The organism is Paraburkholderia lebeckiae (assembly GCF_014201005.1).
GTDB classification, from domain to species: domain Bacteria; phylum Pseudomonadota; class Gammaproteobacteria; order Burkholderiales; family Burkholderiaceae; genus Paraburkholderia; species Paraburkholderia tuberum.
The window spans coordinates 237609-263127 of record NZ_JACHDK010000008.1 but is presented as its reverse complement, the minus strand read 5'-3'; the positions used below and the strand labels follow the sequence as shown (position 1 = coordinate 263127).

At 61.0% G+C, this 25519-nt stretch carries 36 protein-coding genes; 6 read left to right on the top strand and 30 right to left on the bottom strand.

What is annotated here, in order from left to right; genetic code table 11:
• Nucleotides 1-191: 191 nt before the first annotated feature.
• Together HDG39_RS18040 and HDG39_RS18035 are read left to right on the top strand one after the other, a co-directional pair.
• Complete coding sequence (locus HDG39_RS18040; RefSeq protein ID WP_409259181.1) at nt 192-371, top strand: type II toxin-antitoxin system HicA family toxin; 180 nt, start codon at nt 192-194, stop codon at nt 369-371.
• A 56-nt stretch (nt 372-427) separates the two neighbouring features.
• A complete protein-coding gene (locus HDG39_RS18035) occupies nt 428-847 on the top strand; it encodes a type II toxin-antitoxin system HicB family antitoxin (protein WP_184007309.1) in 420 nt (139 codons plus the stop codon).
• Nucleotides 848-964: 117 nt separating this feature from the next.
• Here the strand turns inward: HDG39_RS18035 and HDG39_RS18030 are convergent, their stop codons facing one another.
• The 14 genes from HDG39_RS18030 to HDG39_RS17965 form a co-directional block, all read right to left on the bottom strand.
• Complete coding sequence (locus HDG39_RS18030) at nt 965-1552, bottom strand: lipase family protein (RefSeq protein ID WP_184007307.1); 588 nt, start codon at nt 1550-1552, stop codon at nt 965-967.
• Nucleotides 1552-2010 carry a hypothetical protein gene (locus HDG39_RS18025; RefSeq protein ID WP_184007305.1) on the bottom strand — a complete coding sequence of 153 codons (459 nt, stop codon included), beginning with the start codon at nt 2008-2010 and terminating at the stop codon, nt 1552-1554. The genes HDG39_RS18030 and HDG39_RS18025 overlap by 1 nt, the downstream gene beginning before the upstream one ends.
• Before the next feature lie 9 nt (nt 2011-2019).
• Nucleotides 2020-2322: a hypothetical protein gene (locus HDG39_RS18020; protein WP_184007303.1), complete on the bottom strand. Its 303-nt coding sequence runs from the start codon at nt 2320-2322 to the stop codon at nt 2020-2022.
• Complete coding sequence (locus HDG39_RS18015) at nt 2319-2522, bottom strand: hypothetical protein (protein WP_184007301.1); 204 nt, start codon at nt 2520-2522, stop codon at nt 2319-2321. Before HDG39_RS18015 ends, HDG39_RS18020 begins: the two co-directional genes overlap by 4 nt.
• 52 nt (nt 2523-2574) lie before the next feature.
• Nucleotides 2575-3606, bottom strand: coding sequence for a hypothetical protein (locus HDG39_RS18010; RefSeq protein ID WP_184007299.1), 1032 nt, complete (start codon nt 3604-3606; stop codon nt 2575-2577).
• 36 nt (nt 3607-3642) lie between these two features.
• Nucleotides 3643-4968: an ISL3 family transposase gene (locus HDG39_RS18005; RefSeq protein ID WP_184007297.1), complete on the bottom strand. Its 1326-nt coding sequence runs from the start codon at nt 4966-4968 to the stop codon at nt 3643-3645.
• Nucleotides 4969-5055: 87 nt separating this feature from the next.
• The gene (locus HDG39_RS18000; protein ID WP_184007295.1) at nt 5056-5445 is read right to left on the bottom strand and encodes a hypothetical protein; all 390 of its coding nucleotides are present in this window, start codon (nt 5443-5445) and stop codon (nt 5056-5058) included.
• Between the two features lie 91 nt (nt 5446-5536).
• The gene (locus HDG39_RS17995) at nt 5537-6052 is read right to left on the bottom strand and encodes a hypothetical protein (RefSeq protein WP_184007293.1); all 516 of its coding nucleotides are present in this window, start codon (nt 6050-6052) and stop codon (nt 5537-5539) included.
• A gap of 54 nt (nt 6053-6106) precedes the next feature.
• Nucleotides 6107-6745 (bottom strand): glycoside hydrolase family 19 protein, encoded by a 639-nt coding sequence (locus HDG39_RS17990; protein ID WP_184007291.1) that lies wholly within the window; start codon nt 6743-6745, stop codon nt 6107-6109.
• Between the two features lie 2 nt (nt 6746-6747).
• On the bottom strand, nt 6748-7098 hold the full coding sequence (locus HDG39_RS35120; RefSeq protein WP_260328038.1) for a hypothetical protein: 351 nt from the start codon (nt 7096-7098) through the stop codon (nt 6748-6750).
• A gap of 63 nt (nt 7099-7161) precedes the next feature.
• Nucleotides 7162-7494, bottom strand: a complete 333-nt coding sequence (locus tag HDG39_RS17980; protein WP_184007289.1) for a hypothetical protein — start codon at nt 7492-7494, stop codon at nt 7162-7164.
• A 2-nt stretch (nt 7495-7496) separates the two neighbouring features.
• Nucleotides 7497-8279: a BRO-N domain-containing protein gene (locus HDG39_RS17975; RefSeq protein WP_184007287.1), complete on the bottom strand. Its 783-nt coding sequence runs from the start codon at nt 8277-8279 to the stop codon at nt 7497-7499.
• Complete coding sequence (locus HDG39_RS17970) at nt 8276-9205, bottom strand: antA/AntB antirepressor family protein (protein WP_184007285.1); 930 nt, start codon at nt 9203-9205, stop codon at nt 8276-8278. Before HDG39_RS17970 ends, HDG39_RS17975 begins: the two co-directional genes overlap by 4 nt.
• Before the next feature lie 20 nt (nt 9206-9225).
• The gene (locus tag HDG39_RS17965) at nt 9226-9411 is read right to left on the bottom strand and encodes an Arc family DNA-binding protein (RefSeq protein WP_184007283.1); all 186 of its coding nucleotides are present in this window, start codon (nt 9409-9411) and stop codon (nt 9226-9228) included.
• A 92-nt stretch (nt 9412-9503) separates the two neighbouring features.
• Here HDG39_RS17965 and HDG39_RS17960 point away from each other — a divergent pair, with 92 nt between their 5' ends.
• From HDG39_RS17960 to HDG39_RS17945, 4 genes are all read left to right on the top strand, one after another.
• Nucleotides 9504-9908: an Arc family DNA-binding protein gene (locus HDG39_RS17960; RefSeq protein WP_184007281.1), complete on the top strand. Its 405-nt coding sequence runs from the start codon at nt 9504-9506 to the stop codon at nt 9906-9908.
• Between the two features lie 128 nt (nt 9909-10036).
• Complete coding sequence (locus HDG39_RS17955) at nt 10037-10348, top strand: XRE family transcriptional regulator (RefSeq protein ID WP_184007279.1); 312 nt, start codon at nt 10037-10039, stop codon at nt 10346-10348.
• A 2-nt stretch (nt 10349-10350) separates the two neighbouring features.
• A complete protein-coding gene (locus HDG39_RS17950; RefSeq protein WP_184007277.1) occupies nt 10351-11010 on the top strand; it encodes a hypothetical protein in 660 nt (219 codons plus the stop codon).
• A gap of 75 nt (nt 11011-11085) precedes the next feature.
• Entirely contained in the window at nt 11086-12258 is a 1173-nt protein-coding gene (locus HDG39_RS17945) for an acyltransferase family protein (RefSeq protein ID WP_184007275.1), read from the top strand.
• 21 nt (nt 12259-12279) lie between these two features.
• Here HDG39_RS17945 and HDG39_RS17940 read toward each other — a convergent pair whose 3' ends face one another.
• From HDG39_RS17940 to HDG39_RS17865, 16 genes are all read right to left on the bottom strand, one after another.
• Nucleotides 12280-12834: a DUF4376 domain-containing protein gene (locus tag HDG39_RS17940; protein WP_184007273.1), complete on the bottom strand. Its 555-nt coding sequence runs from the start codon at nt 12832-12834 to the stop codon at nt 12280-12282.
• A 3-nt stretch (nt 12835-12837) separates the two neighbouring features.
• The gene (locus HDG39_RS17935) at nt 12838-13584 is read right to left on the bottom strand and encodes a gp53-like domain-containing protein (RefSeq protein ID WP_260328055.1); all 747 of its coding nucleotides are present in this window, start codon (nt 13582-13584) and stop codon (nt 12838-12840) included.
• 143 nt (nt 13585-13727) lie between these two features.
• Nucleotides 13728-14324, bottom strand: coding sequence for a YmfQ family protein (locus HDG39_RS17930; RefSeq protein WP_184007269.1), 597 nt, complete (start codon nt 14322-14324; stop codon nt 13728-13730).
• 6 nt (nt 14325-14330) lie between these two features.
• Nucleotides 14331-15494 (bottom strand): baseplate J/gp47 family protein, encoded by a 1164-nt coding sequence (locus tag HDG39_RS17925; RefSeq protein ID WP_184007267.1) that lies wholly within the window; start codon nt 15492-15494, stop codon nt 14331-14333.
• A gap of 1 nt (nt 15495) precedes the next feature.
• Nucleotides 15496-15942, bottom strand: a complete 447-nt coding sequence (locus HDG39_RS17920) for a phage GP46 family protein (protein ID WP_184007265.1) — start codon at nt 15940-15942, stop codon at nt 15496-15498.
• Nucleotides 15943-15945: 3 nt separating this feature from the next.
• Nucleotides 15946-16509, bottom strand: coding sequence for a phage baseplate assembly protein V (locus HDG39_RS17915; RefSeq protein WP_311666629.1), 564 nt, complete (start codon nt 16507-16509; stop codon nt 15946-15948).
• Nucleotides 16509-17660: a phage baseplate assembly protein gene (locus tag HDG39_RS17910; RefSeq protein WP_184007263.1), complete on the bottom strand. Its 1152-nt coding sequence runs from the start codon at nt 17658-17660 to the stop codon at nt 16509-16511. The genes HDG39_RS17915 and HDG39_RS17910 overlap by 1 nt, the downstream gene beginning before the upstream one ends.
• A complete protein-coding gene (locus HDG39_RS17905; RefSeq protein WP_260328037.1) occupies nt 17660-19132 on the bottom strand; it encodes a phage tail tip lysozyme in 1473 nt (490 codons plus the stop codon). The genes HDG39_RS17910 and HDG39_RS17905 overlap by 1 nt, the downstream gene beginning before the upstream one ends.
• A 100-nt stretch (nt 19133-19232) precedes the next feature.
• Nucleotides 19233-20657, bottom strand: a complete 1425-nt coding sequence (locus HDG39_RS17900; RefSeq protein ID WP_184007259.1) for a DNA circularization protein — start codon at nt 20655-20657, stop codon at nt 19233-19235.
• 163 nt (nt 20658-20820) lie between these two features.
• On the bottom strand, nt 20821-21360 hold the full coding sequence (locus tag HDG39_RS17895; RefSeq protein ID WP_311666626.1) for a phage tail assembly protein: 540 nt from the start codon (nt 21358-21360) through the stop codon (nt 20821-20823).
• Nucleotides 21361-21384: 24 nt separating this feature from the next.
• A complete protein-coding gene (locus tag HDG39_RS17890; RefSeq protein WP_184007256.1) occupies nt 21385-21759 on the bottom strand; it encodes a phage tail tube protein in 375 nt (124 codons plus the stop codon).
• A 63-nt stretch (nt 21760-21822) separates the two neighbouring features.
• Nucleotides 21823-23313 carry a phage tail sheath subtilisin-like domain-containing protein gene (locus HDG39_RS17885; RefSeq protein ID WP_184007254.1) on the bottom strand — a complete coding sequence of 497 codons (1491 nt, stop codon included), beginning with the start codon at nt 23311-23313 and terminating at the stop codon, nt 21823-21825.
• Complete coding sequence (locus tag HDG39_RS17880; RefSeq protein WP_184007252.1) at nt 23310-23498, bottom strand: DUF2635 domain-containing protein; 189 nt, start codon at nt 23496-23498, stop codon at nt 23310-23312. Before HDG39_RS17880 ends, HDG39_RS17885 begins: the two co-directional genes overlap by 4 nt.
• Nucleotides 23499-23509: 11 nt before the next feature.
• Nucleotides 23510-24013, bottom strand: coding sequence for a hypothetical protein (locus HDG39_RS17875; protein WP_184007250.1), 504 nt, complete (start codon nt 24011-24013; stop codon nt 23510-23512).
• A gap of 91 nt (nt 24014-24104) precedes the next feature.
• Nucleotides 24105-24443: a head-tail joining protein gene (locus HDG39_RS17870; protein ID WP_184007248.1), complete on the bottom strand. Its 339-nt coding sequence runs from the start codon at nt 24441-24443 to the stop codon at nt 24105-24107.
• Entirely contained in the window at nt 24443-25507 is a 1065-nt protein-coding gene (locus HDG39_RS17865; RefSeq protein WP_184007246.1) for a major capsid protein, read from the bottom strand. Before HDG39_RS17865 ends, HDG39_RS17870 begins: the two co-directional genes overlap by 1 nt.
• Nucleotides 25508-25519: the final 12 nt, after the last annotated feature.

Genomic DNA, 25519 nt, shown 5'->3' with positions numbered 1-25519 from the left:
GCCCGCTGCATGCGGGACAACCGTGCTCAAGTGCAAGCGGACCGCGAATATGGGTGCGCGTTCGGGTGCGCGCGACCGGCGCGGATGACGAACAATCGACACCGCACAAAAATAAACAAAATCGCTTATAAATCTCTTGCACAGATAAACGTTAATGTTTATAGTGTCTCCATGTTCAACAACACGGAGAGGTGGTGAAGCAGAGTGAGTTCAGGAGGTGGTTGGAAGCTCAAGGCGTTGTAGTGAAAGATGGCAAAGGGCACTTAAAGCTCTACTACAACGGAAAGCAGACCATCCTCCCAAGGCACCCGTCGAAGGAACTGAAAGAGCCACTGAGACGAGGAATTCTGAAACAACTCGGTCTGAAATGAGAGGCGGCCCCGAAAGGGGCTTCCCTCGCACCATCTTTCAAAGCATGGAGTGCTATATGTTGCGGTATCCAGCGGTATTCGAGCCCGACAGCGGCGGGTTCGTCGTCACATTCCGGGACATTCCGGAAGCAATCACTCAGGGCGACTCCCTCGAAGAGGCTCGCTCTATGGCCGCTGATGCGCTCTTCACGGCGATGGACTTCTATTTCGAGGATAAGCGGCCGGTCCCCAAGCCATCGAAGGCGAAGAAAGGCGAGGAATTGATCGCATTGCCGGCGAGCGTGTCAGCGAAAATCCTTCTGCTCAACGAGATGATCGCTCAGAAGGTAACGCCCGCCGAGCTTGCACGGCGTCTCGATACGAGTCCGCAGGTCATAAACAGGATTGTGGATATTGGACACGCAACCAAGATCGATACGATTGCCGAGGCGCTTGAGGCGCTGGGCAAGCATCTTGAGATCGCGGTTGGTGATTGAGGCGCTGTCGGATGACAGGCTAGATGGACGAGCGCTAAAATCGCCAGAGCCGTTGGATAGACCCCTCGGCGTAGTGTGTTCTGCCCGCTTCGAGCGGGCTTTTTTCATCTGATGGGATCAGGCTGGACCGAGCGCCGGAATCACGCGCGCGAGCATGTGGTCCTGGACGTTCGCGATCGGCAGCACGGCTTTGCCGATGTGCGTGAGCAGCGCGGCATGGTTTAGCCCGAGTGGCAGGTCCGGGACGATGTCGTTCCCGTTTTTGTACAGGCGCACGGGCACTTTCGACAGCAGCGCCCGCACACCGAGCCCTGAACTGACGCGCGGCGGCTCGAAGCCGTACACCGCGGCCGGGGGCTTGCCGGCGAGCGTCAGCGACACCGCAGCCATGATCGCGATCGCGGCGCCGAGGCTGTGCCCCACCAGCGTGACTGGCTGAGCGCCGACGGCGGCCGTCACCGCCGGCGCGATCGCTTGCCATGCCTGCCAGAACCCACGATGCACATCGCCAACGCCTTCCACCGATACCTGACGAATGTCCAGATCGGCGAGCCAGCACGGCACGTTGTCGGTGCCCGGAAACGCGACAGCGAGCCCTGCTGCAGTCTGCCGTACGATGGCGCGCGAGGCGCTATCCGCGCGGCCGATGTCGGGCTTTGCGGTGTACGCCTCTTGCGCCAGCAACGCGAAGTCGCGCGGGGTCATTACTGGCCCGCGGCGACGGGTGCGGAAGCGGCCACGGTAGCCGAGGCGGTCGTCGCAGTCACAGCCGGCACAAGGTTGATCGCGACATTGAATGCCAGCACGCCCGAATCGATCGCGGCGTCAGCCACATTCTTCTTGTCTTGCGCCAGAGCCGAGGCGTCGACGAACGACTTCACGAGCGGCAGCGTCGCATTGACGATCGTTTGCAGGTCGGGCTTCGTGATCGTCGCGCCGACAGCGCACACCTTGTCGATGTCCGGCTGAACGGTTTTGGACAGCGTATCGGCTGCGCCGCCAGTGAATACGCCGTCACCCGTCAGGATCGCGATTTCGCCTTGGGCTGCGCCGCATGCGATGGCGACTTGTTGCTGGAAGGTCAGCGTCGGCGCAGTGCCGTTGCACGCGGCGAGCGAGAACGTGACAACACCTGCCGCAAGCAGCATGAATTTGCGAAGCATGGGATTTCCTTAAGGTGCGAGTTTGATGACCGCAGCGGCGGCGCTCGAGACTGCGCCGGCAACAGCAGTGGTGGCTTGAGACTGGGCGGCGATGGGTGCGGTCGCGCCGACGCCGGTTTCAGCAAAGTCGAGCGCGTAGCCGTCAGCCGTTTTCTGGACGTGGACTGTCACGCTGGAAATGTCTTTACCGTTGGAGATGGATGCGGCACAACACAGGACTTGCTTCGAGGCTTCGTCATAGAACGGACGAACGTCATAGGTCGCCTGGCCGGCGCATCCTGTCAGGCATAGCGCCAGCAGGGCGGCCTTCATTGCGACGGTGCTTGCTTGGCTGCGGAACGTGCTGCGAACCAGTTGTAGGCCGCGTGAATCGCCATCACGACCGCGCCAGCGATGAGGCCGGAAAGATTGGCCGGCGGACCGCCGTGAAAGCCATTCATTGCCCAGTCGACCGTCGGGATGATGTCGGCAGCCGATACTGTCAGGCCGCCGCTGATGATTGCTCGATTCATGAATGCTCCTTTGTAGAGGCAATAAAAAACCCCGCCGAAGCGGGGTTTGGGTTTATTTGGCCAAGAGACGTTCGGGTGGCCAACCTTGTTTGACGCCGTAATACATTCGACCTGCACTTAGGCCGAGCTCTACGGCCCACTGAGAGACCGTCTGACGTCGCCCTTCATATTCGATAAAGACGTTGTTCCGTTTGTTGACTGACTGCTCTGCTGGCGTGGCCCAACGACAGTTATCTGGCGAGTAGCCCTCGTTCACGCGATCGCGCTCGAGCGTCATTCCGCGCGGGCTCTCGCCCATATCAGCGAGGAAGAATTCGAACCCTTGCTTCCATCTTTCACAAACCGTTATTCCTCGACCTCCATAGAGGTGGAACTCCGCGTAGTTGGCGTTCTCACAACGGGTCCGCATGTCGCGGTAGATCTGGTAAGTGCGACTACGCGTGCCTTTCCGACTATGACCATGCTTGGCTCGGCCAATGGCAGACGTCACTTTCTGGCAACCGCAAGAGCTTGTGTGACCGCTGCGAATGTTGTCGATGTTGGCTACGGTTAGCTGGCCGCAATCACATTGGGCCTCGACCATTCTTCCGCGACCTTGATGGCCGACGCCCCGCAGAATTGTCAGTTTCCCAAACGTCTGACCGACGGGCAGAGGATAGATGTCATACTGAAATTCGCGTCGATAGCAACCGCACGACGTAGTTTTCCCGCTGCGAAGATCGGCGACTGCAACATCTTTTTCGGTGCCGCAATCGCACAGACAACGAACCTTCCGTCGCGCGCCCGAGCCAATCGTTTCGCCCGTGAGGATCGATAATCGGCCAAATTTTGACCCAGCGGAAACCGAAGCCACCTTTCCGCTTTCGATATTCATCGAAACACGCGCGCGAACTGCATCACCACGGAGACACCCGCACGACTTCTTTATCCCGTCGACGAGTTGTCGGCAGCTCGCTTCAGTTTCTTTACCGCAATCGCATAAGCAGCGAACTCGCTTGATGTAGAACTTGTCGGTCCAATAGTCACTGGTAACGATGAGACGGGAGAATCGAGACCCGATGGGAGTAAAATCACTGGCAGCCATCGTTTGCTCCTCATAAGCAGATGGTGGTTAGAGGGGCTATCCGGTTTTCCGTGTGGAAGTCTTGCGATGAGCAATAACCTTCTCCGTGTTGAAACGCGACTCGCAAACCTCGCAGACCAGGGCGCGCTTCGCACGCTGTCCGCGAGTCACCGGCGGCAACGTCACGAGGTGCATGTCCTCGGCGCGGCACGGCAGCCCGCAGTTCGCGCATGGGTTCCCGTCGTCCTTCAGCAGGAACTCGAAGAAGAGCGGTTCCTTGACCGGGTCGCCATAGTTGGCAAGGATGCGGGCGCGCAATACCTCGAAGCTGTACCCACGACCGGCCTTGACTATGTGCTTGGTCAGGTTGTTCAGCGACTCGGTGAAGGCGTTCGTGTACTTGTGGTCGAAGACAGCCAGAATCTCGCTGCGCCAGTTCCGCATAGCCGTCAGCAACGGCTTGAACTCCGGTTTGACGGACGACTCGACCGAGGCAGCAAAGCCGTCGAAGGCCCGGATGGCTTCGTCCTTCGGCAGGTCGAACAGGCCGTAGAACGCTTCCTTGGCGCGATAGGCCGCCGCAATCTCGGGCTCGTTGTCCAGCCATATTTCCAGATTGAAGCGCTGCTTCTCGGTCAGGTTGTGCGGGCGCTTGTTGAGCATCACCTTGGAGCGGACCCAGTGCCGGCGCACTTCCGGCTGTTTGACCTTGGCCAGCCGAATGCGCACGCGGTCCATCGCCTCGCCAGCCATCCGCATGATGTGGAACTTGTCCACGACCACAACAGCGTTGGGCAGCAGCTCGGCGGCCAGCCGCTGATACGGGCGCCACATGTCGATTGTCACGACCTTGACGGCGTTGCGGTCCTTGAACTGCCACAACCATGCAGCCAGGGTGCCCTTGTCTCGAGCCGGAAGCATGTCCAGCAGACGACGGCCTTCCACGTCCGTGAGAACAAGCCGCAACTCGCCGGCAATCTTCGTCTCGTCGATGCCAAGTACCCTTGGAAGCCGTGGGCTGTGCTTGGCCTCCAACTCGCCCATGCGCTCTGCGGCCACCGCTCGAACCGTCTTCTCGTCGATGCCGACCTCGCGGGCCACATGGACGAAGGTGTGCTTCAGTGCCTGCCTGGCAATGAACTCTGCGCAGCGCACCGTCATGCGGCGCTCGTCCAGAACGCCGCCCAGAGGTTGCAGGAACGTCTCGCCGCAGTCCCGGCACCGGTAGCGGCGCACCGTCGCCTCCAGCTTGGCTGCAAAGCCTCGCAGAGGCGCATCCGCGTACGTCGTCTTCTTGGTGCCGTGCCGGTACAGCTTGAGGCCCCCGCACTTGGTGCAGGCGATAGGCTCGTGCACGTATTCCGCCGAGAAGGTCTCTACCAAACCCTCGGTCCTTTTGTCGGTCAGTGTCCAACCGTCCATATCCAGAATGTCTCTCATCCCCGGATTTTAGTGTGGAAATCCGTTTTGTCAGTCGGATTCCTTCTTTTCGACGAGCGTGTACTCGTCTGGCGGCCTGAATCCAAGGATGTCGGTCACAGCATCATCAAAGCGCCGACACCAATCTGCGGAATGAATCACACGCCCACCGGGGTATGCGCAGATGCGCCATGCGGCATCGATGTTTTCTTTCTGCTCTTTGGTCACTTCGAGGCGATGCACCCGCCGGCCATGGAACTGTCGGAAGCGTTCCGCACCTTCCTTCTCGTACAGCGCCTGCGCTTCAGGAGAAAGTTCCATGCCATCAGGGAGCGTCTTGGCATAGGCAAGCTCCGCTGCCGCATCAGCGGGGAACAACTCAAGATTGGTAGATTCAAGGCGAGCGTTCATGGTTTCCTTCCACACGAAATTCCGTTCCATGAGTATACTTCAGCATCATGGTTTCCACACGTTATTCCGATTACCCGTTAGGCCCGCGAGGTGTTGACGCACCAAGTGGGCCTCGCGCATCTTACTCCGAACGCTTTGTACCGCGCAGTCTATTGTCTTCGTTCTTAGCGTGCGCAATTGCTTTGGTGATCTCTACGCCCGGTTTCACAGATTTCAGCGCTAGCCATGTAGGCATCGTCAAATCGTGCACTCCAAGATCGACGCCACGGTGATGCCCTCCAGGCACCGGGACGCCACCGATTTCATGATGGCCGCATAGCACGAGCAGATTTCGGATGTCGTCCGGTGATTCGATCGGTTGTTCGCCCATTTTGTGGGTGTAGCCATATGGGTCGAACACATGAAGGGTATCCAGAACCTTCTCCGGATCGAGTGCCGGCCAGAGGCTCCATTCGTGTAAGTGGTGAACTTCCCGAGCGTCGCGCGACCCGCAAATCCAGCACGGCAGATCGAGTTGCTTCACGAGGATTCGCTTATTTTTGCGAAACTCGCTCGACTCGGTACGGGCTTCGTGACCGGGGAATTCCACGATCTCATGAAACGTGTGGGGCTCTTCGTGAACTTGTTCGATGGACATAACGTGGACGCAAAAAAGCCGCCCGAAGGCGGCTATTGGTGAGAGGGTTCGGGATCAGGCAATGCCGAGAGCCTTTTTCGCTGCTCCATAGAGCGCCAGACGTTGCGAGTAGCTTCCCGGCACGCCCGGCGCGCCCGCACTGCCGAGATTGATCGTCTTGCAGACCTGCAGGAACAGACCACCATCGGCGTACGTGTTGAGCTTGCGTGATGCCCAATACCACCCGGCCGCAAGCGCGGCATTGGCGGGTTCCTCCAGCAGTTCCGGGTGATTCACCAGATCGAGGCCGATGCCGAGCCCGCAGAGCTGATAGTTGCGGCGCCCGCTGACCTGCAGCAGCCCGCGACCCCGGAACGTCCAGCCATCGCCGCTCGCCTCGCCGCCGTTGCCATTTCGGTCTGCGTACGCGCGATTTGCTATGCGCGGCGGTTGATGCGCATAGGCCTGTGCTTCCGCCTCCGTGAAGTGACTTGGAAACGTCGCGAGCAATCCATCGGCGCTGTAGTTCAGGTTTTCCGCGACCGTGATCAAACGAGCCGACTCGACGCCGACGTTGGCGAAAAAAGCCGCTGCGCGCATGCCTGTATCAAGGGTGAATCGATCGCATGCAGCCTGAAGCGGCGTGACCCATTGCGAGGCGCGAAGGACGGTTGCACCGCAGCCGGCCGCGATGATCTGTGCGTTCAGGTTCATGGTCAGTCCAGAGTCGGCCACTTGCCGTGAGCAAGGGCCCAAAGAATTCCGCCAATAGTCAGAAACGGACCGAGATAGATCGCCGCGCTGCGAAGCAAACGCGCCATCCGCGCGAAGAACGTCGCGCTCTGCCCTGCCCGGTTGAATATCTCGACGAGTGCCTGCGTGTTCGTCTCGATGCGCCGTGACCTCTCGTCGGCCGCCTTCGTCAGCTCCGTGTTCTCGCTGATTGATTCGTGGACGCCAGCGAATCGCCGGTCGATCTGGGCCTGCATATCGATGAACTGCTGGTCGACCATGGCGAACCTTTCGTCGTTGGTGAGCTGTTGCTCTTCCTGAGTTGGATGGTTCAAATTGGCCCCGGAAATAAAAAAGCCGCCCGAAGGCGGCTTTGTTGGTCAAATCGTTTAGTGCTTCTAGGGTGCTACATAGACGCGAATCGTTCCGTCATCGACATCCGTATCTTCGAAGTCGAAGATGTATCGGCCACCGTTGGCTTCGGCAATGACACGCATCTCGGCAGAGTCCGCCAACCAGACCTCGCGAACTTTCCATGCCGCGCCTTCCCTCTTGAACTGAAAAACCCGGTCAACCGCGGGGAATTGATAGATGAACTCGTTCGGGCTTTCCCACGCGGCCGAAGAAATGTCGAACATGTCGTCCGGGGTCTTGAAGTGTCGGGCAACGTCTTCGAACCGAGCCGAGAGCAAATCGAATACGTTTCTCTTATCGGATTCCGTGAAGGTCATCGTCATTCTCCGTCGCGCCCGAGAGCGGGCAACACTTCTGCTGACCATTTGACCTGCTGGACCGGCACACCGCTGCCGTGACGCTTGCCGGTGTCATAGATCCGGGCGAAGTCCTTGCCGGCGTCAGTCACTTCCCAGTGCTCTCCTCGCTTCATTTGGAACCCGGCCTCGGCGAGTAAAAGATTCGTGCCGCGCGCAGATGTGTTGATCATCTTTCCAAGTTCAGTCGGCGTGTAGAACTTCGACTCCTGATTGTCGGCCTCTACATGAGTCTGCCCGAGGAGCGCAAGCAAGTTTTGCCCTGATACCTCTCTCACCGCTTGGTTCGCGCTGATCGCGGCCGCCTGCTTGTCGCACCCCATAAGTCGTGCGATTTTGAAGAATGGCGGAAACAGCTTTGCGGCTTGCATGGTGGCTTGCGCCGCCGACCTGTCATGCGCCGCGGCAATTGGCGCGACGTACGCACCGGTCTTCCGAATGCTCGGCAACACGTCGTGCGTGACCCAACGCTTGAACCGTTTTGCTTCTTCCTTCGTGCTTCCGAGAATCAGGGCGTATAGGCCCGACTCGTTGATATGGTTCGCGAGCTGCGTGCGACCAAGGCTGTCGATGACGTCCAATTTCTGGACGTCATCCTCGTCCACGTGTGACTCAACCGCTTGGCGCGGATTGCCAAAGCCCAGAACTTGGCAAATCGCGTTGGCCGGGAACCATGCATTGCCTTGCTCGTCGGTAACGACGCGCAGTTCGTGGCTCTCGAAATGAAACGGGACGATGTTGTTCATGCTCGCGCCTCCAATTGGGCTGTGAGGCCGCGGTATTCGCGGGGGATAGCGACAGCGAGCGCGGCGCGCGCAAGCAATTTCTTCGCGTTCCGCAAACTGACCCTACCAGGGCGATCTGTTGCAGCCACCAGACCAAACTGGAGCTTCGCCTCAGCAATTGACGTCATGGTGTGAACCAAAAGCTTCCGGGCGACCTCGACCTCGGTCCGCGACGGAACGCGGCCGCCGAGATACCAGTCGTGCATCATGTCTTCGAAGTGATCGAGTGTGTACATAGCCCGGTCGGTGTCGATGACTTGCCATTCGTCGCGGCGATCCGCGAGCCAGTCTCGCGCAACGTCGAGCTGGTCGACGGCAATCTCCGCGCAGGTCGCAACACCGAGTTTCTCGTGCAGCCCCTTGTAGAGCGAGTGGCATGCGCTACGATGCGTGCGCCCTTTCACCAGGCGCGCAATTTCGTGTATGTCGCGGCGCAGGTCGCCGAACTGCGAGCGGCTGATCACCTCCCGCATTGCCGCCGCCGGCTCGGCCGGGGCAATCTTCATGAGACGGCGCTCACATGCGATGAAGTAGCGGCGAGCGATCCTGCCCTGCTCCGTCCGCTCGACCATCGACAGTTCTTTGGCCATACCCAAGGTGAGGCTGTATTCCTTGCTGGGACGGCCTCCCAAGGGTTTTTCCCCGTTTTTGGAAAAACCTCCGGCAGGGGTTTTGCCCGAATTTGGGCAAAACCCCTTCTCACCTCGATTTTGCGCAACGAAGTAGTCTTCTCCCTCCACGAAGCCGTATTCGGCGATACGGCTAGTCACCCACGGCGCAAAATGCCGCCCGACTCCGAGAAAGGACCATAGCGCCCGCGCGTCGACGTACGCAGCGGTGCTCGACTCCCCTGTAAAAACAGGAATTGACGTGCTAATATGACTCATGATCTTCCTTTCCTAGTGGATCACTGCTGTACGAACGCCTGACCGGTTGCCGCCGGTTGGGCGTTTTCTTTTGCCTGAAGCATTTCAAGCCTCAGGACGATTTCCGCATTGATGCTGCGGCGGTTGCGGGCCGCATTATTCGTCAGCCAATCTTTTAGGGCCGGCGGAACTCGAATCTTCATCTGCGGCATTTCTCTTGCCAGCATGCTGCCTCCTCTTGGATCACCGTGATCCATACAAAAGATAAACCACGGTGGTCCCATTGTCAACACCACCGTGATCCATCATGATCCCGTCCATGAGCCGTGACGACCACCAAATGAAGATTAGGCTGCCTGCCGAGCTGAAAGACTCAATCGAAGGCGCAGCCGCAGCAAACAAGCGTTCGCTGAATGCCGAGATAGTCGCGCGCCTCGAGCAATCGTTCAGCGATCTACTGACCCATCTGTCAAATCGCCATCTCCAGCAGATCGAGCAGTACGCCACTGCGCGCAAAGTCACGTTTGACGATGCCCTTCACATGCTCATCAATGCCGGGCTGCATCCGGATGCCCCGCTCGTAGTCGCCCTCCATCTGGAGAATGGTACCGAGGTCAGCAAGCTTCACGAGGCCCTCGATGCAGTTATGGGTCGAGTGCCAAAGAAAGCAATCGTGAGCGTCGAGATGCCATCCAAGCGGAAGACCAAGAAAGATACCCCTTGACCACTAGGACCGATGGTCCTATTCTGATCGTACTGGCACCTCGCTTCCCGCGCGGTCCGACATCCCGATAGGAACGATCATGAAAGTCTGCTTTCGTGCGCCTTTTCGCGCACTTGGAATTCCCCGACATGCATTACAAGCCCCCTCGTCCAGAGGACATCGAGCACCTGAAGAAGGCTCTCGGTTTGAACGGCAATCAGATGGCAGAATTGTTTGGCGTCGCCGGAGACCGGGCGTTTCGCCGATACACGTCCAAATCCGTTGGCACCAAGAATGCGCGCGAGCTCGGCGCACACATGCTCTTCTTTGCCATGGCTCGGCTGGCCCTCAAGCCCAAGGACATCGAAGCCGTCCTCGCCAAGATGCGCGAAGCAGGAGCAGAAATCGACCTGAACGCGCCGTCAGACTTCCCGGCGCCCGATGGAGAGCCGCAGCCGTAGCGATGTCTCTCGGCTGCACTGCGGCAGCCGCGCACGCCGAGCAAAGTTGGTTCGCCTTCGAGGCCGGCATTGGCGGCTCGGCCTATGCCCAGGCAGCGGACGGACTCTGGTTGCAGGAAGGATTCCCCCATACCGTGAAACTCACCGCGCCAGCCATCGAGGCAGGCATCACGGGCGACCTGTATCAGACGTCGCACTGGGGCATTGCATACCACGTCGACTATGCATGGCTCGGCGCGATCCACAGCGATGGACACGCGACCAGCGATGCGAATTACAACCTGGCGACGAAGACAGAGCGCGTAGCGATGCCACTCGCGAACTTTTCCGGTTCAGGGCACGACATGGGCTTTCTGGCGACAATCGAACCGCATTACGACTATGCCGGATGGCGATTCGGTATCGAGGGTGGGCCGTACTTCCACAAGCCGACGTGGACCGTCGATGCCACGAATCAGGTCAACTACATCGGGCAGGCGCCCTACCACACCCACTTTGTCGATGATGAAGGCTGGCACTTGGGTTATGTACTCGGCGCCAGTGTTGCATACAAGCGGTTCAGTCTGCGCTATCAGTATTTCGCCAACGGGTCAAAGACCGGGAATCCGATACCGGTTATTTGGACTCACACGCACGTGGTCACTGCGAACTATGCGTTCTGAATAGCCTCCCGGAGAAGGGCGCATGCCACTGCGGTATCATTGCGCCCACAACAAACTCCAATAAGCCGGGCCGCCATGCAAACCAAAAACGATAACCGGATCCTCTTCCTGGACTACCTACGCGCGGTCGCGTGTTTGCTGGTGGTGTTCGGCCACATCTACATCATCGGTTTCAACTATTACGAAGGCATTCAGCCATGGGTGCCGAGCGTCAAGGGGCTGATATTCGGGCCCGACGCGTACCTGCGAAACATCTTCACGTGGCCGGTCATGAACTTCGCGGTGCTGACCGGCATCAATGTCGGCGCGCTGGGCGTCGGCATCTTCTTCCTGATCAGCGGCTTCGTGATCCTGCGCGCAGTCGAGCGCGAGTCGACACTCAGGTTCGTTGTGAGCCGCATCTTCAGGATCTATCCCGTCAGCCTCACCTGCGTGTTCATTGCGGGCGCCCTCACCGCAATCTACTGTGCGCATACTGGCACGACGTCACCGAATACGCTAACGAGCATATTGGCATCGGGCTTCATTCTGAACGGATTCCTCCATCACTTCGAGGCGACGCCAGTGCTATGGTCGCTCGAGGTGGAACTGATGTTCTATGCACTTATGGCCGCCATGTCGGCACGCGGGCATCTGTCAGAACGGTCGATCCTGACGGCGGCGGTGATCTGCGCCGGGTACACCTACGTCTCGCGGTCACCTTTCGCCGCCGCAGTGCTGCCGCATTCCCTGTTCATGATCGCCGTGCACCTGAGCTTCGATTCAGCGCACGTCGCTTTCCTGTTGGTCGGGTCGATGATCTATCGGACGGCGACCGCACGCGCCTGGAGTCGCCTCGCTTGGTGCGCGCTGGCGGTCGCAGTATCGTGCGTCGCGCGATGGGCATTCGAAGCTGAGAAGGTGTACGGATTGGGTGGCGTCGACTACGTCAATGGCTTTGCAGGCATTGGCATTTTCGCCGCGGCCATGTGGTCAGGCATGAACTGGAAGTGGATTATGCCGCTCAAGTGGGTGGCCGACATCAGCTACCCCCTGTACCTCGTGCACGTGCCGCTTGGGTGGATATGCCTTGCATGGCTCGCCTCTCTTGGATTGGGGATGCTCTCGGCGGGAGTTATCACCGGCGCTCTGATCCTATTGTCCGCATGGGCAGTTCATGTGCTTGTCGAGGAACCAGCCAGAATGCTTGGCAAGGGTCTTTCGTCGGCCCGAAACGCCGCGGCTACCGGCTCTGTCGCGAAGAGCTGACCGTGCGCCAAGGTCTCCCAGCTACCAGGTGATCGCCTGAACAGCAGCAACAGTCGTCGCAGCGGCGATCTCCGCTTTGAGCGTTGAGCGCTTCTGGAACGCTGCCCACCCTTGCGCAAGGATCGCCAGGTACAACCCCTGAAGGTCGGCTAGGGTGAACGGGACTTCCGTATTGTCTGCGGCCTTCCAGAAGAAACCTGGAGGGGTTGCGCCCGCGATCTGGTAGCCCTGCGTCGTCTGCATGACCAGAGTTTGACTGGCTGCGTCTGCCTCGAATGTTTCAGTGGCGCCTCCAGCCGTCTTGAAGCCCACGCTCTGCTGGATCGCGTTGTAGTAGGCACTATCGACCAGCGCGGACTGGCTAGCCTGTGCTGCGGCGAGCAATTGCGCGGGAGTCGGCGCGGCGGGCGGGACCAGCACGCCGTTGGCTACGGTATAGCCGCCGCCAATCGCCGCCTGCCATTGCGCCTCGCAGATCTCGATCGCGGTGACGCCGTCTGGAACCGGGCTGTCAACGGAATCGTAATAGCCGGTGATCGCGCCTTGCGCATTGTAGGTTGCGTATTTTTGACCCATGTTTTAGTACCCGATTGCGACGATGTAGAAGCCAAGGGCTGACGTGATGGCGCCCGACGAAGCTAGGTAGGTTGTGAGCGATGCGGCCGTCTTTGACAGGCCGTTGACCGACGCAATAGTGTTGCCGCCGGAGGTGATCGCTGCGGCGCCCAGACATGCGTTCGGGAATGCCAGCGGGAACGTGATCGTTAGATTTGGCGAGCCGGTGCCTGACGAGACCCCGCTCGACCATTGGAAGATCATGCCGTTTGGAAGTTTCGTGTAGCCTGAGGATCCAATCGAAGACCCGAATTGGCCGAGGTTCACCGCATGGTTGGACTGGGTGCCCGCGGTGACCTGCTGCGCACCGCCTGCGCATTCCATCAGCACACAAATCGGATTGCCACTGTTCACGCCGGCAATCGTCGCGTGCATCAGCACTGCTGTACCGCCGACGACGAGTTCGCCGCCCTGCAGAGGCTGAAGTCCGAGTCCGTAGATCGGAATAGCCGTCAGACCGTCAGGCGCATATGTTGATGCACCAGTGTTCGCATGCGCGATCTTCACCTGCTGCACGACGCCGTCGAGCCATGTCCCGGCGACGAGCGGCGTTGCATTGACAGCGCTGTATGCGTTCGCAGCGCCGGTGTCCGCGAGCACGACGGTGTTCTGCCCGAGACGCTTGATCGCCGACAACACCTGGGTGTACGTCGTCTTGCTTGGCGTGATGCCAGCCGCCACAACGATCGCGCGCAGCTCTTCCTGAATCATGTTCAACCACGATCCACGAACGTTCGTCGCGGGCGTGCCTGCCGTCGGATTGCCTTCGGTGAAGTAGCCTTCTGCGCCGGCCGCCTCAGGCGTGGGCAGCGCCGTTGCGGCGGTCGAGTCATCGATACGGAACATGTGGCCTCTTATGCGTATGCAAAAATTGGGATCGTGTGAGCGGGCATCGCTGCCTTGAATTCACACTCAAGAACGTCGTTTCCCCACGCTGCTAGCGGGTCGCCTGCAGCCATTGCGCCCGCCACAGCGCGCACGATCGTGCTCAGTGGGGCCGTGACCTTCCAGGCGAAATTCCAGTCATACCCGCAGCACGGGTCGCCAGCCCGCAGCATCCCGGCACGAGCCTGCGTGAACTGCGTGATCGTGACGTTGTAGCCGAGGTTTGCTGCGAAAGCCGTCAGGCTTGCGATCGACGGGCCGCCCACCCCAACAAATCGAGCAACAACCTGCGCCTGCCGTTGCGCGATGGTCGGCGCCGCGCCGGCGCAAGGATCAGGAAGGCCGAGCGTCGACTCCCACTCGGGAAGCAGCTCGTAGGTCGTCGCAGGGAATGAATCGACGAGCAGATAGTTTGCCCGGGCCGTCGCACGCTCATAGCTTGGCGCGAGGCCGGCGAGAACCTGCGTCTGGACCGCGTCCGCCGCGCGCGGCCAGATGCGGCCGCGCGGCATGAGACCCTGCATCGCCCTCAGAAAATCAGCAGCGACTAAACTCGGTGCGCGCATGGGACCTCAGACATAGTCCACCGCTGCGAGCACAGGCAACTGCCCGAACCCGCTGGTGATATTCCCCGGATATGTCGTCGTGGTCGTGCCGACGACGCCTTGAATAAGCGTGATCAGAAAGCCGCTCGTGCCGGATACAGATCGAATCGCCGCCGAAATGTCGTCGCGGTTGATCGTGCCCGCGCGCGGATCACCGTTACGGAACAGCACGTCGGCGATCGCTGACGAGATCACAGCCCGAGTCGCCGTCGTCGTCGAAGTCAGGCCGGACAGCGTGACCGTCAGATTGTTCTCGACCGGCGAGCACGAATAGACTAGCGCGGTAACCGGCTGCTTCGCGACGATGTAGTCGGCGACGACCAGTTGATCGCCGGTGGCGACGGTCGCGCGCGGCAGGCCGCCCGGACCTTTGTCATTCTGCGAGATGCCGTTGGTCCCCTGCGGAAAACCGCCGTGCGTCGATTCGGCGTTGTCCCACATCGTGTAGACAACGACTGTCCCAGCGCCAAAATTGTTGGGCGCACACCATGCGCGCGTGACCCCCGCCACTTCGAGCGCCCACTCGACGTAATCGTCGGTGTCCCCGCCCTGCGGCGTGCCCTGATAGGCATCGAGCATCCGGGTCCGCAGATCGTCATCGACTTCTATGTCCGCACCGGATTGCACGGTCGCCGCGACCGCACCGCCTTGCTGGATGCCATCGACTGCAACGCTCAGCGAAACAGCCGTTCCAGCATCGGCATTGCCCGCAGATCCCGCGACGTCGGCCACAATCGTGACGGACACGTTCCCGCTTCCGTCGACGGTACCCGTTGTCGACGTCGTGTATGTGACGCCGTCGCCGCGCGCGATGGCCGTGCCGGCGCTGAGCACCTTCCCCGTCGTTCCGGGGAACTGTGCCGTCAGTTGCGCCTGCGTCGCCGCCTTCCGGTAGACGTCCTTCAGCGCTGACCAACCCTCAAGATACTCGTCCTCCGCGGTGAACGGGACGGCCATTCGGGCAATCCAGTCCAGATAACCGAACTGGAGGTTGCACATTGCAGCCTGCACCTTGCCAATGATTTTGAGCACGGCAAAGCGCAACAGCGCATCAGCGCCCTGAAGCGCGGACGAAATGTCGGCCGCCACCTCAGCGAGCAAGATGGAGAGCGTCTTTCTTTGAAATGGCATGTCAGGAGAGCTGTTGCCAGGCCCACGCGTACGTCATCGAAATCTGCGAGCCCGTCGGTTGATAGAGCGTAATCTGCACGCCGAGGAATGTGTCGCGCACCCACTGCGTTTGCACATCGATACTCGCGACGACGCCATCATCCGCGAGCCACTGAAGCGCCTCGTTGATGTAGTCGCGCGCGTGGTTCAACACTTCCTGCGTTTGCTTCGATCGGTCGAGCAGCCAGAGCCGCGAACCGATCGATTTGTCTTCGCCGATGTCGCCCCACCAGCCGCGCGGATCACCCGTTCCATCCGGAATCGCGTCGTCGAGATTCGCCGCTCGGTCGGTGAAGATGCTGACAAGCACTGCGGTCTGGAGATCGTTTCCAGTGACGAGCACCGGTGCGATGAACTCCCAGTCGCCGCGGCTGTTGTCGACGTCCCAGATGACGGAGATGTCGGACATGCGTTACTCCTGTTGCGTCGGCGGCTGTGTATTGATCGTGCTGCTGCCCGTTTGGACGTTGTTGATCGGGTGCACGTGAGAATTCGCGACCTGGCGCATGCCAGCAACCGTCCGCGAGTTCGTCTCGTAGTTGTCCAGGATGTCGCCCTTGCACTTCAGTAGCGGCGTATCCGCGATGACTTCCGGCGCATTCGTGATCGTGACCGGGTTGCCGCCGCCATTGACGATTATTCCCGACGCCGAGAGATAGACCGATTGCCCGTTGTTGTCGTGAATCGCGACCTCGCCGGAGGCTAGCGCCGTCATTCGGTATTTCGCGTTCGACGTGGCAATCACGAAGCCGTCGTTGCGGTCGCCGTTCTTGAAGGCGATCAGCGCCTGCGATCCGGCCGGCGGATTCGACGTGAAACCGTATTCCGCGTAGCGCGGCACGTCGGGGATCAGCTCTAGCGGGTTCAGCCTAACCTGCAATGTCTGGACGCCCTTCGAGTCGTCGACAAGCGCGATCGTGCCGCGCGCCATCAATAACAGAATCCGGCGCGCAAGCCTGTTCAGTTGGTCAAGCACTATTGCTCCGCAGGTGTTTGCGTTGATTCGTCCATCGGCAGCACATCGAGTGCGATCGGCTCCGGCAGGAAGCCTTGACGCGGCCCGAAGACAAGCTCGGCGTGCGTGCCCTTCTCGCTCAGGATGAACGTCACCTCAGCAAGCAGAAGAATCGTGTTGTCCGGGACACCAGCCAAGGCGGCCGAGACCGGATAGTTGACGTTGACAAGCCAGGGCGAGCCGCTTGCGTCGCGCCAGTTATCCACCAGCGCGCGCACGCGCCGCGCGCGGCCGTATGCCCGCGAAGCCATCCAGTTGACGCGCTTCTCGATGAAACGCCGGTCTGTCGCGCTCTGTTCAGAGACGAAATATGTCGGCCGGGTTCGCCCTGAGTTGGCGGCTGTGCCCGTTGCCGCGACCGTAACGACCGGCAGGTTAGCTATGCTCTCATCGTCCGCGCCCATGCTATAGGCGCTCAGTACCGCGTTGTACGTGCTGAACGTTCCGAGCGTGCTCTTCGTACAGACGATCGCCTCGATGTTGCCGCCGAGCGCGACGCCCGATCCGCCAAGCTCGGTACCGGCCTGCGAAAGGGTCAGTTCGCCCTCTTCGCTCTCGTAGACCAGCAGCCCGCAGTACCGCGCGTATCTCTCGATGACTTCCCACGCTGTCTCGGTGATGCTGACAATCTGTCGAGGTAGCGCAGGCAATGCGTCGAGAACCGCCTGCGTACCATTCGGTGGCACGAAGACATCGATCGAATACGGGGTCGCGACGCTCGTGCACAGCGCCTTCAGTCCCGTGTTCGCGTTGATGCGATCTATCCGGCAGGAGCAGTCAACGAGGTCGGCGAGCTTGCCGCGGCCCGAAATCGTGATGTCGTGCGAGGTCGGCGTCAGGATCGTCTCGATGGTCTCGACATATCCAGCGAGCACGACGTCGCTGCCGATCGAAATCGTCACCGGCGCACCCTCGCGCGACACCAGCTTGAGTGTGTTCGCGTCAGCCGAGCACGTCAGCAGAAACGAAGATGTCGCGAACTCGATCGAGCGCGTGATCCGGACCGCCTTCCAGCCTGTCAGGAGCAATCCGTCCTGCGTCAGCAGCACGCGCACTTCATCGGCGCCGGGCGCAGCGCCAACAGCGTCGACAATGCGATCTGCATTCGGCATCAGAAATTACCAGGCGAGTAGGCGTATTGATCGCCAAGCGGGGCTTGCTGGCGGTCCGTTTTCAATTGCGTGTCGACGTTCGGAGACGACGTGACGTTCGTGCTCGTGCCCGGCGGCGGATTCTTGTGGACGATTTCCACCCGAACCTTCCCGGGCTCGCCCGTCGCCTGCCCGAGCTCCTCGTCCAATTGCCGTGCGATGCCGGCCCGGATGTTTGCCTCGCCAGGGTCTTTCGGCCGTTCATAAAGCGATGAAATCCGCGCGGCCGCCTCGTCCGAGCGGTTGGTATCGAACAATGCGCGCCCGGCCGCAGCCTCGTTGTTCTGGAGCTCCCAAAGCGAGTAGCCGAGTTGCTCTTCGTGGCTAGCAGATGCCAGCGGCCGTCCGAAGGTGCGCTGGTACAGGGCCTGCCTGTCCGGATGCCATTGAAAAAGCCCTACCGCATTCCCGTTGTCTCCGACGGCGCGCTCGTCAAGGTGACTCTCGCGGCTCGCGTTGGCCACCATGCCGATCGCACGCTCGCGCGAGAGGCCGTGGTTCACGTACCACTCAACATCGGACCGGGCCCGCTCGAGCTGCAGACCATTGCCGACAGACGTTTTCTGATTCAGTTGAGCCATCGTCGCGGGCCCGTTGCCGCGCAAGAGGTTCCCGAACTGCTCGAACCCGTCCCAGATCCTTTGTTCGGTGCTGTTCGCACCGTTCGGCTGTGGCTTCGGCCTGCCGCGGTTACTCGCCGCGTCGAAGAAGAACTGGATCCCACTCAACAACGAGTTCATCGCCGGCTCGACGCCAGTAAGGACCGACGTTTTCAGGCCGTCATACGTGATGCCCAGCTTCGCTGACGCATCGGCGTATTCCTTCGCACGCTGGATGTCCTGCTCGTCCGGGACGTACGCCTTCGCGTTTGCGAGATCGGCGGCAACCTGAGCCGAGCCTCGATCCAGAAAGTCGACCAGCGATCCCGCGCCTGCAGCGTTCAGGAAGTTCTGTGCACCGCCATACTTGCCTTGGCCGCGCAGCGTCTCCGCGTATGCCGCCAGCTTCGTCAGCACCGATTCGATCGACTCAAGCCGGTTCGGGTCAGTCGAGATGCCCGCCGCCTGAAAGCGCTTGAGCGCCTCGGGGTTGCGGTTGTTGATTGCGTCGCTGTACGTCTGCCTTACCTGCTCGATGCCAGCGTTTGCCTGCTCGGGCGCTAGCCCTGCGAGGCGCCCGGCGTACTGCACGCCGAATGCCGTCGTTGTCGCGAGGCCGCTACGCACCGCCAGATTGCTCATCGAGCGCACCGACGACGCCCACTGCGATTCGAGCTGGGCAATCTTGAACGTCAGCGCCGTGACGCCGCCAATGATCCCCGCCTTGCCGACGAAGCTCGCAATCTCAGAGATCGCGCCGCTGCTCGAGCTGAACCCTGCGGTGATCGAACGACCCAGGCCGCTCAATTTCCCGCTGCTCGCCTGCGCCTGCAACTTCGTCAGGCTGTTCGTCACCTGTGCGATCGGGCCTGACGCCTGATTCTTTGCGGTGATCGCGATGGAGATTTTGCTTGCCATTGAAGCCGCTCAAGGATCAGGTCGCCAACGCCTTGAAGGTCGTCGGCATGAATGCTGGATGCACAGGATTCGCTTGCGCGACGAGCTCGTCAGCGCGCGTCGGATCGCGATACAGCCGCGTCGCCAACGCAAGCGAGGGAAGCGTCGACGGCAGTGTGAACGTCTTGATCGCCGACAGTCCCGCGCCGCGTTTGTTCAGGTCGGCGACAACCGCTTCCCGCAGCGTCGAGAGCGCTTCATAGGTCTCGTCTTCACCCTGGTCGCCCGCGACCGTCATCTCGGTATCGATCAGGCCTGTCACGAGGTCGCGCACGCGCGCCGCGTCATCGCTCGACGTCGGCTGATACGTCGACGATGCCTGCGCGACGGAACCGATTGCAGTGCGCCTGAACAGATCGCCGCAGGCCGACTGCATATTGCCCATCGCCGTGCCGATGACTGACGTCGTCGTGCCGGCGTCGGCCACGAACGTCGAAAGCGTCGACAGCAGCCGGATCGAATCATCGGGATCGTTCGTCGCCGCCAGAACCGCTGACGCGACACCCTGCACTGACGACGTGAACGCATCGACCGATGAGGCATCGAACGACGCGGCGGCCGATGCCATCGTGGCGGCAGCAGTGCTTACCGATGCGCGCGCGGCCGTCGCGGCTTCGATCATCGATTCAGTCGTCTGGCTCGACTGCACCGACGAGCTGGGATACTTGCTGAAGGTCGGCACCGTCGCGCTGCCCGAGAACCGGCCGAAGTCGCCCGGCAGGTTGAACAGCAGCTGGAACAGGTTCCGCGCGTCGCCAACGATGTTCTTCGCGTAGGTGTACCAGCCGAGCGCCGTATTGACGACCGTGCCGAGCACGGCCGCGCCATACGAGATGGCGGTCAGTGCGGTCTTCGCGAAGTTCAGCGCGGCGGCAGCGTTCAGGCCTGTCACCGCGTTTAGGACCGACTGCGTCGTTGCGGTTTCAGCAGTCGGGTACGTGCGCTGGCCGGCTTCGATGAACTCGAACTGAAATTCGAAGTACCGACCGTGCTGCCAGTGCTCGATGCTGCGGAATCCGTCGAGATTGACGGACAACCGGCCGAGCGTCGGGTGGATCAACTCCCCATCGCCCGCTGTTTCGACCGCCGCAATCATCACGTCGCGCTGCGCGATGACGTCGTCGCCAATGACGAAGCCATGCATGCGAACCCGCCGCGCGCCGCGCCCCAGATCCTCGATCCACGGCGTGTCACGCTGCGGATACTGATGCATCTGGTTGCGCCGGCCGAATGCGGCCTCGCTGCCGAGCGAGACGAACGGCACGCCGCGGTACGACGCCGGCCGCAGCTGATCGAAATACGACTGCGCGGAACCGCCAAGCCGCGCGGCCAGTGAGCTGGCCAGATTTGCGATGCCTGAGGCGGTGCTGAGCACGGCGCCTGCGCCGCCACCGATGTTCATGCGCCAACTCCAATGCGTTTGCCCAGGCGACGTGCTCTTTCGAGCCAGCGCAGGGTCTCGGATTCTGTCATCTGCTCGACCACATCCGGAGTCCAACGCATCATGTGCGTCAGCTCGGCGAGACGGTCATCCCACCACTCCGGAATCGAGATCCGCGCGGCGATCAGTCGTCCGAGTCCGGTGATCGCCGAACCTGAAAACCGTTGAAATACGCCGCTGCAGCGAGGAAGTCGCGCGCGCACATCGCCCGCACCGAGCTTTTCGGCACTTTACCAATCAGGCTGATCAGCGCCACCATGCGCGCGAACGGGCCGCCCGCCGCTTCGGCTTTGCGCTTCTGCTGGTTGGTCGGCTCGCACAGCGTCAGCGACGCCAGATTTAGCGCGCTGTCTTCCTTCGTGAGTTGGACGGGAGTCATCAACTCAATGACGGTCTCGTCGGCGCTCCGCTCCGGATTTCTTGCGGCGTCGAGGCCGAACGAAGCAATGAACTCCTCCGCCTCGTCGATCTGGCTTCCGTACATCTGGTCGATGACGTCGATCGGCACTGCGCTGAGCAGCGCAATCAGTGCGATGGACGTGCCATACACGCCGGCCGACTGCTCGGCCTTCTCATAGTCGCCGGCGAGTGGCTCGCGGAGCGTGATTTCTGCGACCGTCTTCGCCGTATCGCCATTACCATGCGTCAACGGCTTGCGCAGCACGATCGTTTTTGTGTCGCTCATCGCTTATTGCTCCGTGACTGCGTTTTGCAGGCCTTCCCAGCGACAGGTGAATTTCGCTTCGGTCGTGTCGACCTCCTGCGCTTCCACCGTCCACATATTGCGGCCGATCACCGTTTTTCCGTTCGCCAGCTCGAGCACGAGTGTCACGTTGCTCATCGCGTTGAACGCGGCGAGACTCAAACCGCCCGAGTCGCGGATCGACGCGCTGATGTACGGCGCCTTCGGCATCTCGCTGAAGCCGTGCACGGTATCCTGCCCCGACTTCGTCTCGCGCGTCACGCTGCCGACGTCGTATTTCAGCTCACCCTCAAGCTGGTAGTTAACCCCGTCGGCGGTCAGGTACGCGGTACCGGCGATGAGGCCTGTGTTGTTCGCCATTTACGGCTCCCAGAAATGACAACGCCGCCCCGATCAGGGCGGCGCTATGCGTTGACGGACAGATCAGGACTGCGTGGTCGACAGACGGAACTGCGCCAGCAGCGCGAAGATGCGCAGCTGATTGATCAACGTGCCAGGCCATAGCACGTCCACGCGGTTCGGATTCGAGGCGTTCTGCTCGACCACGATCGACTGCGCGAAGATGTCGCTGCCTTGAACGTAGCCCTCGTACTCCATCGCGCGATATTCCGCGATCTGGTCGGCCTTGATGATCTTCGGCGTGACGATGCCCGAGCCCGGCGCGAAGCGCGTACCGTCGGCCGCGAGCTTCACGCGCGCGTACTTCGTCGTCACCATCGTGCGCAGCCGGCGCAGCACGTATGTCAGCAGGAACATCGTCTCGATTTCGAGATAGCTGTTGTCCGGCTGACCCGACGCGTTCGTCTGGTACGTCGTGATCAGGTTCTCGATCGCGACGGTGCCATCGTCCGCGACGGTGAACGTCGAGATGCCGTCGTACAGCAGCGTGTTGCGCTGGCTGAGGTTGAAGCGCGACTGCAGCGGCGGCGCCAGCACACCGGTCAGCGCGACCGTCTGCATCGGGATGCCCGGATCGGCGCGCACGCTCACCGCGGTGACAGCCGCGACCGACGCGGCCCACTGCCACGGTGGCGTCGGCGAGTCGTTGAAGCCCATCACCGTTTCGTGCTGGTTGTTCCGAGCGGTGCCGAACGTCGTGAGATTTGCCCACGTCGCGCGGTACGCATAGAACGCGTGACCGAACACTTGCTGCTCCCAACTCCAGCGGCCGGTCGAGTCGTTCAGGAACGCCTTGATCGCGTCCATCGACGTCGTGTCCGTGAACGCGCACGCGATGAAGTCGAACGGCATGTCGAGCAGATTGCCGAGCGCGGTGGTTAGCACCGGGTTCGTCGCGCCACCGGACATCGCCGTGATAGTCGCAGCGAAACCGGTCGGGAACACCTCGCCATTCGCCGCGCCTTGGTAGTTGAAGCGGAGGTCGATGTCGTTGCCGACGAGGCCTTTGTTGTCAGCCGTCAGCGTGACCGTGTTCGTCTCTGCGCTCGCCGTCACCGGCATGCCCGGAATCAGGTTGATAGCCGCAGCGAGAGCCGTGGCGACTTGCGCCGTCGTCTGACCGGAGGCCACCGCGATCGAAACGAGTTGGCCGGCGATATACAGCGCCAACGTGCCGTTCGCCGTCGGCGCCGAGGTGATCGCGATCGAGCCGGTCGCTGCGGTCGCACCGGCAGCGTCCGCCAGCGGCAGGCACCACAGCTCGCCGAACTGGTCGTTCTGGCGGTATGCAGCGGTCATCAGAGCGAGCACCGAGTTCGCGCCGAATTGCGTGTTCGCGTCGCCGGTGCCGGCCGACAGCAGCGGCGTGTTCGCGACCGCCGCGCCAGTCGTCATCGGGCCGATGAGCAGCCCGCGCTGATTCGCAACCGCCGTATTGGCGTGAGAATTGTCGATTTCAGCGAAGAACAGCGGGGTGCGCAGGTTCTGCGGAATTTGTTTGAACGGGACGGTCATTGCGCGTCACCCCCGGCCTTCTTCGTTGCGGTTGCGGACGGCGCGGATTCGATGACGACGTCACCGTCGTTCGCCGCGCGCGTCCAGAAAATGTCGCCTTCCGGCACTTCGATGCCTTCAGGTGGCAGAAACTGCTTCGTGACCGGATGCCGCACTTTGAGGCCCGGTGCAGGTTTGACGATCATTCGTCACTCCTTTAAGTGAATGTGGCCTTGACGAAGCCTTCAGCCCTGCCATCAGGCCCTTCGGTTCGCGGCGCCGGCGTTACTGCGTCAGGGAAAGGCGGATCCGGGTACGTGGTCGTGGGATCAAACACGTTGACGAGGTCCGCAGTCAGATCGATTTCTGTGAGCTGCGCGGTGACATCTGGATAGAACGTCTCGAACATCTGCACGCCGAGCGCGATGAGCATCCCGCCAACGTGCGCTTCGCCGTCGGCGCTCACGTCAGTCTGCGTCCGCATGAACGGGAAATCCTGCGCTAGCGCGCGCAGCGGCACGCTTTTGAAGATCGCCGCCTCAATGTCAGCCTGAAGACCTTCGAGCGCAAGCAGCACGGCAGGGCCGGATCGCTCCGACACTTCGACACGCAACTCAAAGACGCTCACAGTGTCGAAAGAGGTCTGACCGTTGTTGCCGCGCGACCGCTTCTCTTCGCCGCCGTATCGCACCTTGATCGCCGGCAGCTTCGCCGCCGTCACGTTCCAGTCGCCAGGCGAATACAGATTCACGCCCTGCACAGTGCCGAGAACGGACAGCAGCACAGCGCGGAATCCCGCGCGCGCGGTCGGATCAGACATCGGTTTGCCCCGGTACGTTGAGCATCAAGCGAGCGCCGCCCTTGCCATCGGAGTGCACCTCACGCACTTCCCATTGCTCACCCGTTCCGACGATCAGAAGCTGGTCGCCTTGCTGCGGGAGATAGTTCGACGGGAATTGCGACAGCTGCACGCCAAGCGTCGGCTGAGACGTCGAAACCAATGATCCGGTCTCGACGTTGACGGCGAAGAACGCCTTGTCGTAGACGCCGGCAATCTGGAATGGCAGCCCGGTGAGCGGCATGTATGTCACCGGTTCGCCGAAGACACCCATCAGAGGACCGATGACCTCGGCATTCCAGTTGATGGGCATTACGCCTCCGAACGACCGCCGACGAGGACTTCCGGACGCGTGCACATGTACAGCGGGTATGCGTATGTTTCCATCTTCCACCACATGCGACGATCACGATCGATGATCGGCAGCACGTACACAGGCGCGCCCGGCTGATTGACGAATTCTGCCGATTCGCCAGGGGCCATCACTTCCTGGAAGATGCCAGGTGCATCCGTGGGGAAGAACTTGACCTTGTCGTCCGGGATCTTGACGGTCGCGTTGTCGTCCGAGCCGCGGTAGTTGACCCACGTGATTCCAGCGAACTCGAAGAAGTTGAACGCGTCGCCGAACGCATCGTTGCGGATGTCCACAGCCCCTTCCCAGTTCAGGAACGTGCGGATCACATCCGGGTGGTTGCCGAACTGGTCGTAGAACGCGTCGCCGCATAGCGCCATGATCTTCGTCTTGTTCGTGAACGCGCCTTGCGCCTTACGAGCCATGTAACGCTTGATGCCGTTGATGATCGGGCGAAGGGTGTTCGCTGCAGCGGCGGGCAGATTGAATCCGACTTCAGTCGCCTGCGTGATCTGGAATTCGTCGAACCAGTTGTAGAGAACGCTCCCGTCCGCTGGGTTTAGGACCATGCCCTGAACTGCTGCCAGGCGGAGATACTCCTTCGTGTACTCGACGCTCGCCAGAAGACCGGTCGGGCCTGCGAGACGACGCGCGACTTCACGCTCGAGCTGCATCGGCACCGTGACGATTTGACCCGTCGGCCCCTCCGGAAACTCGCGGATGTTCTGGATTTCGTACGTGTAGATCGTGTCGTCGTGCATCAGACGCGGCACGTCGAAGTAGCGCATCTTGCGCTTTTCGGTCGTGCGCTGCGTGCCTTCTGCCCCGCGCTCGCTGAAGCCGATCAGCTTCAGCGTACCCGTGCGCTCTTCGACCGACACGGCCGTCGTGCGGATTGGATTCGGATCGAAAATGTTCAGTTGACCCAGCGCGCTCGGCTGGTAGGGGTTGCGTTGCACACCCTGCGTGAGGGTCAGCGCGCTGAATGCGTCGCCGTTGAAAATGTCGATGATTTCGCCAGCCATGGCTTATTCCTT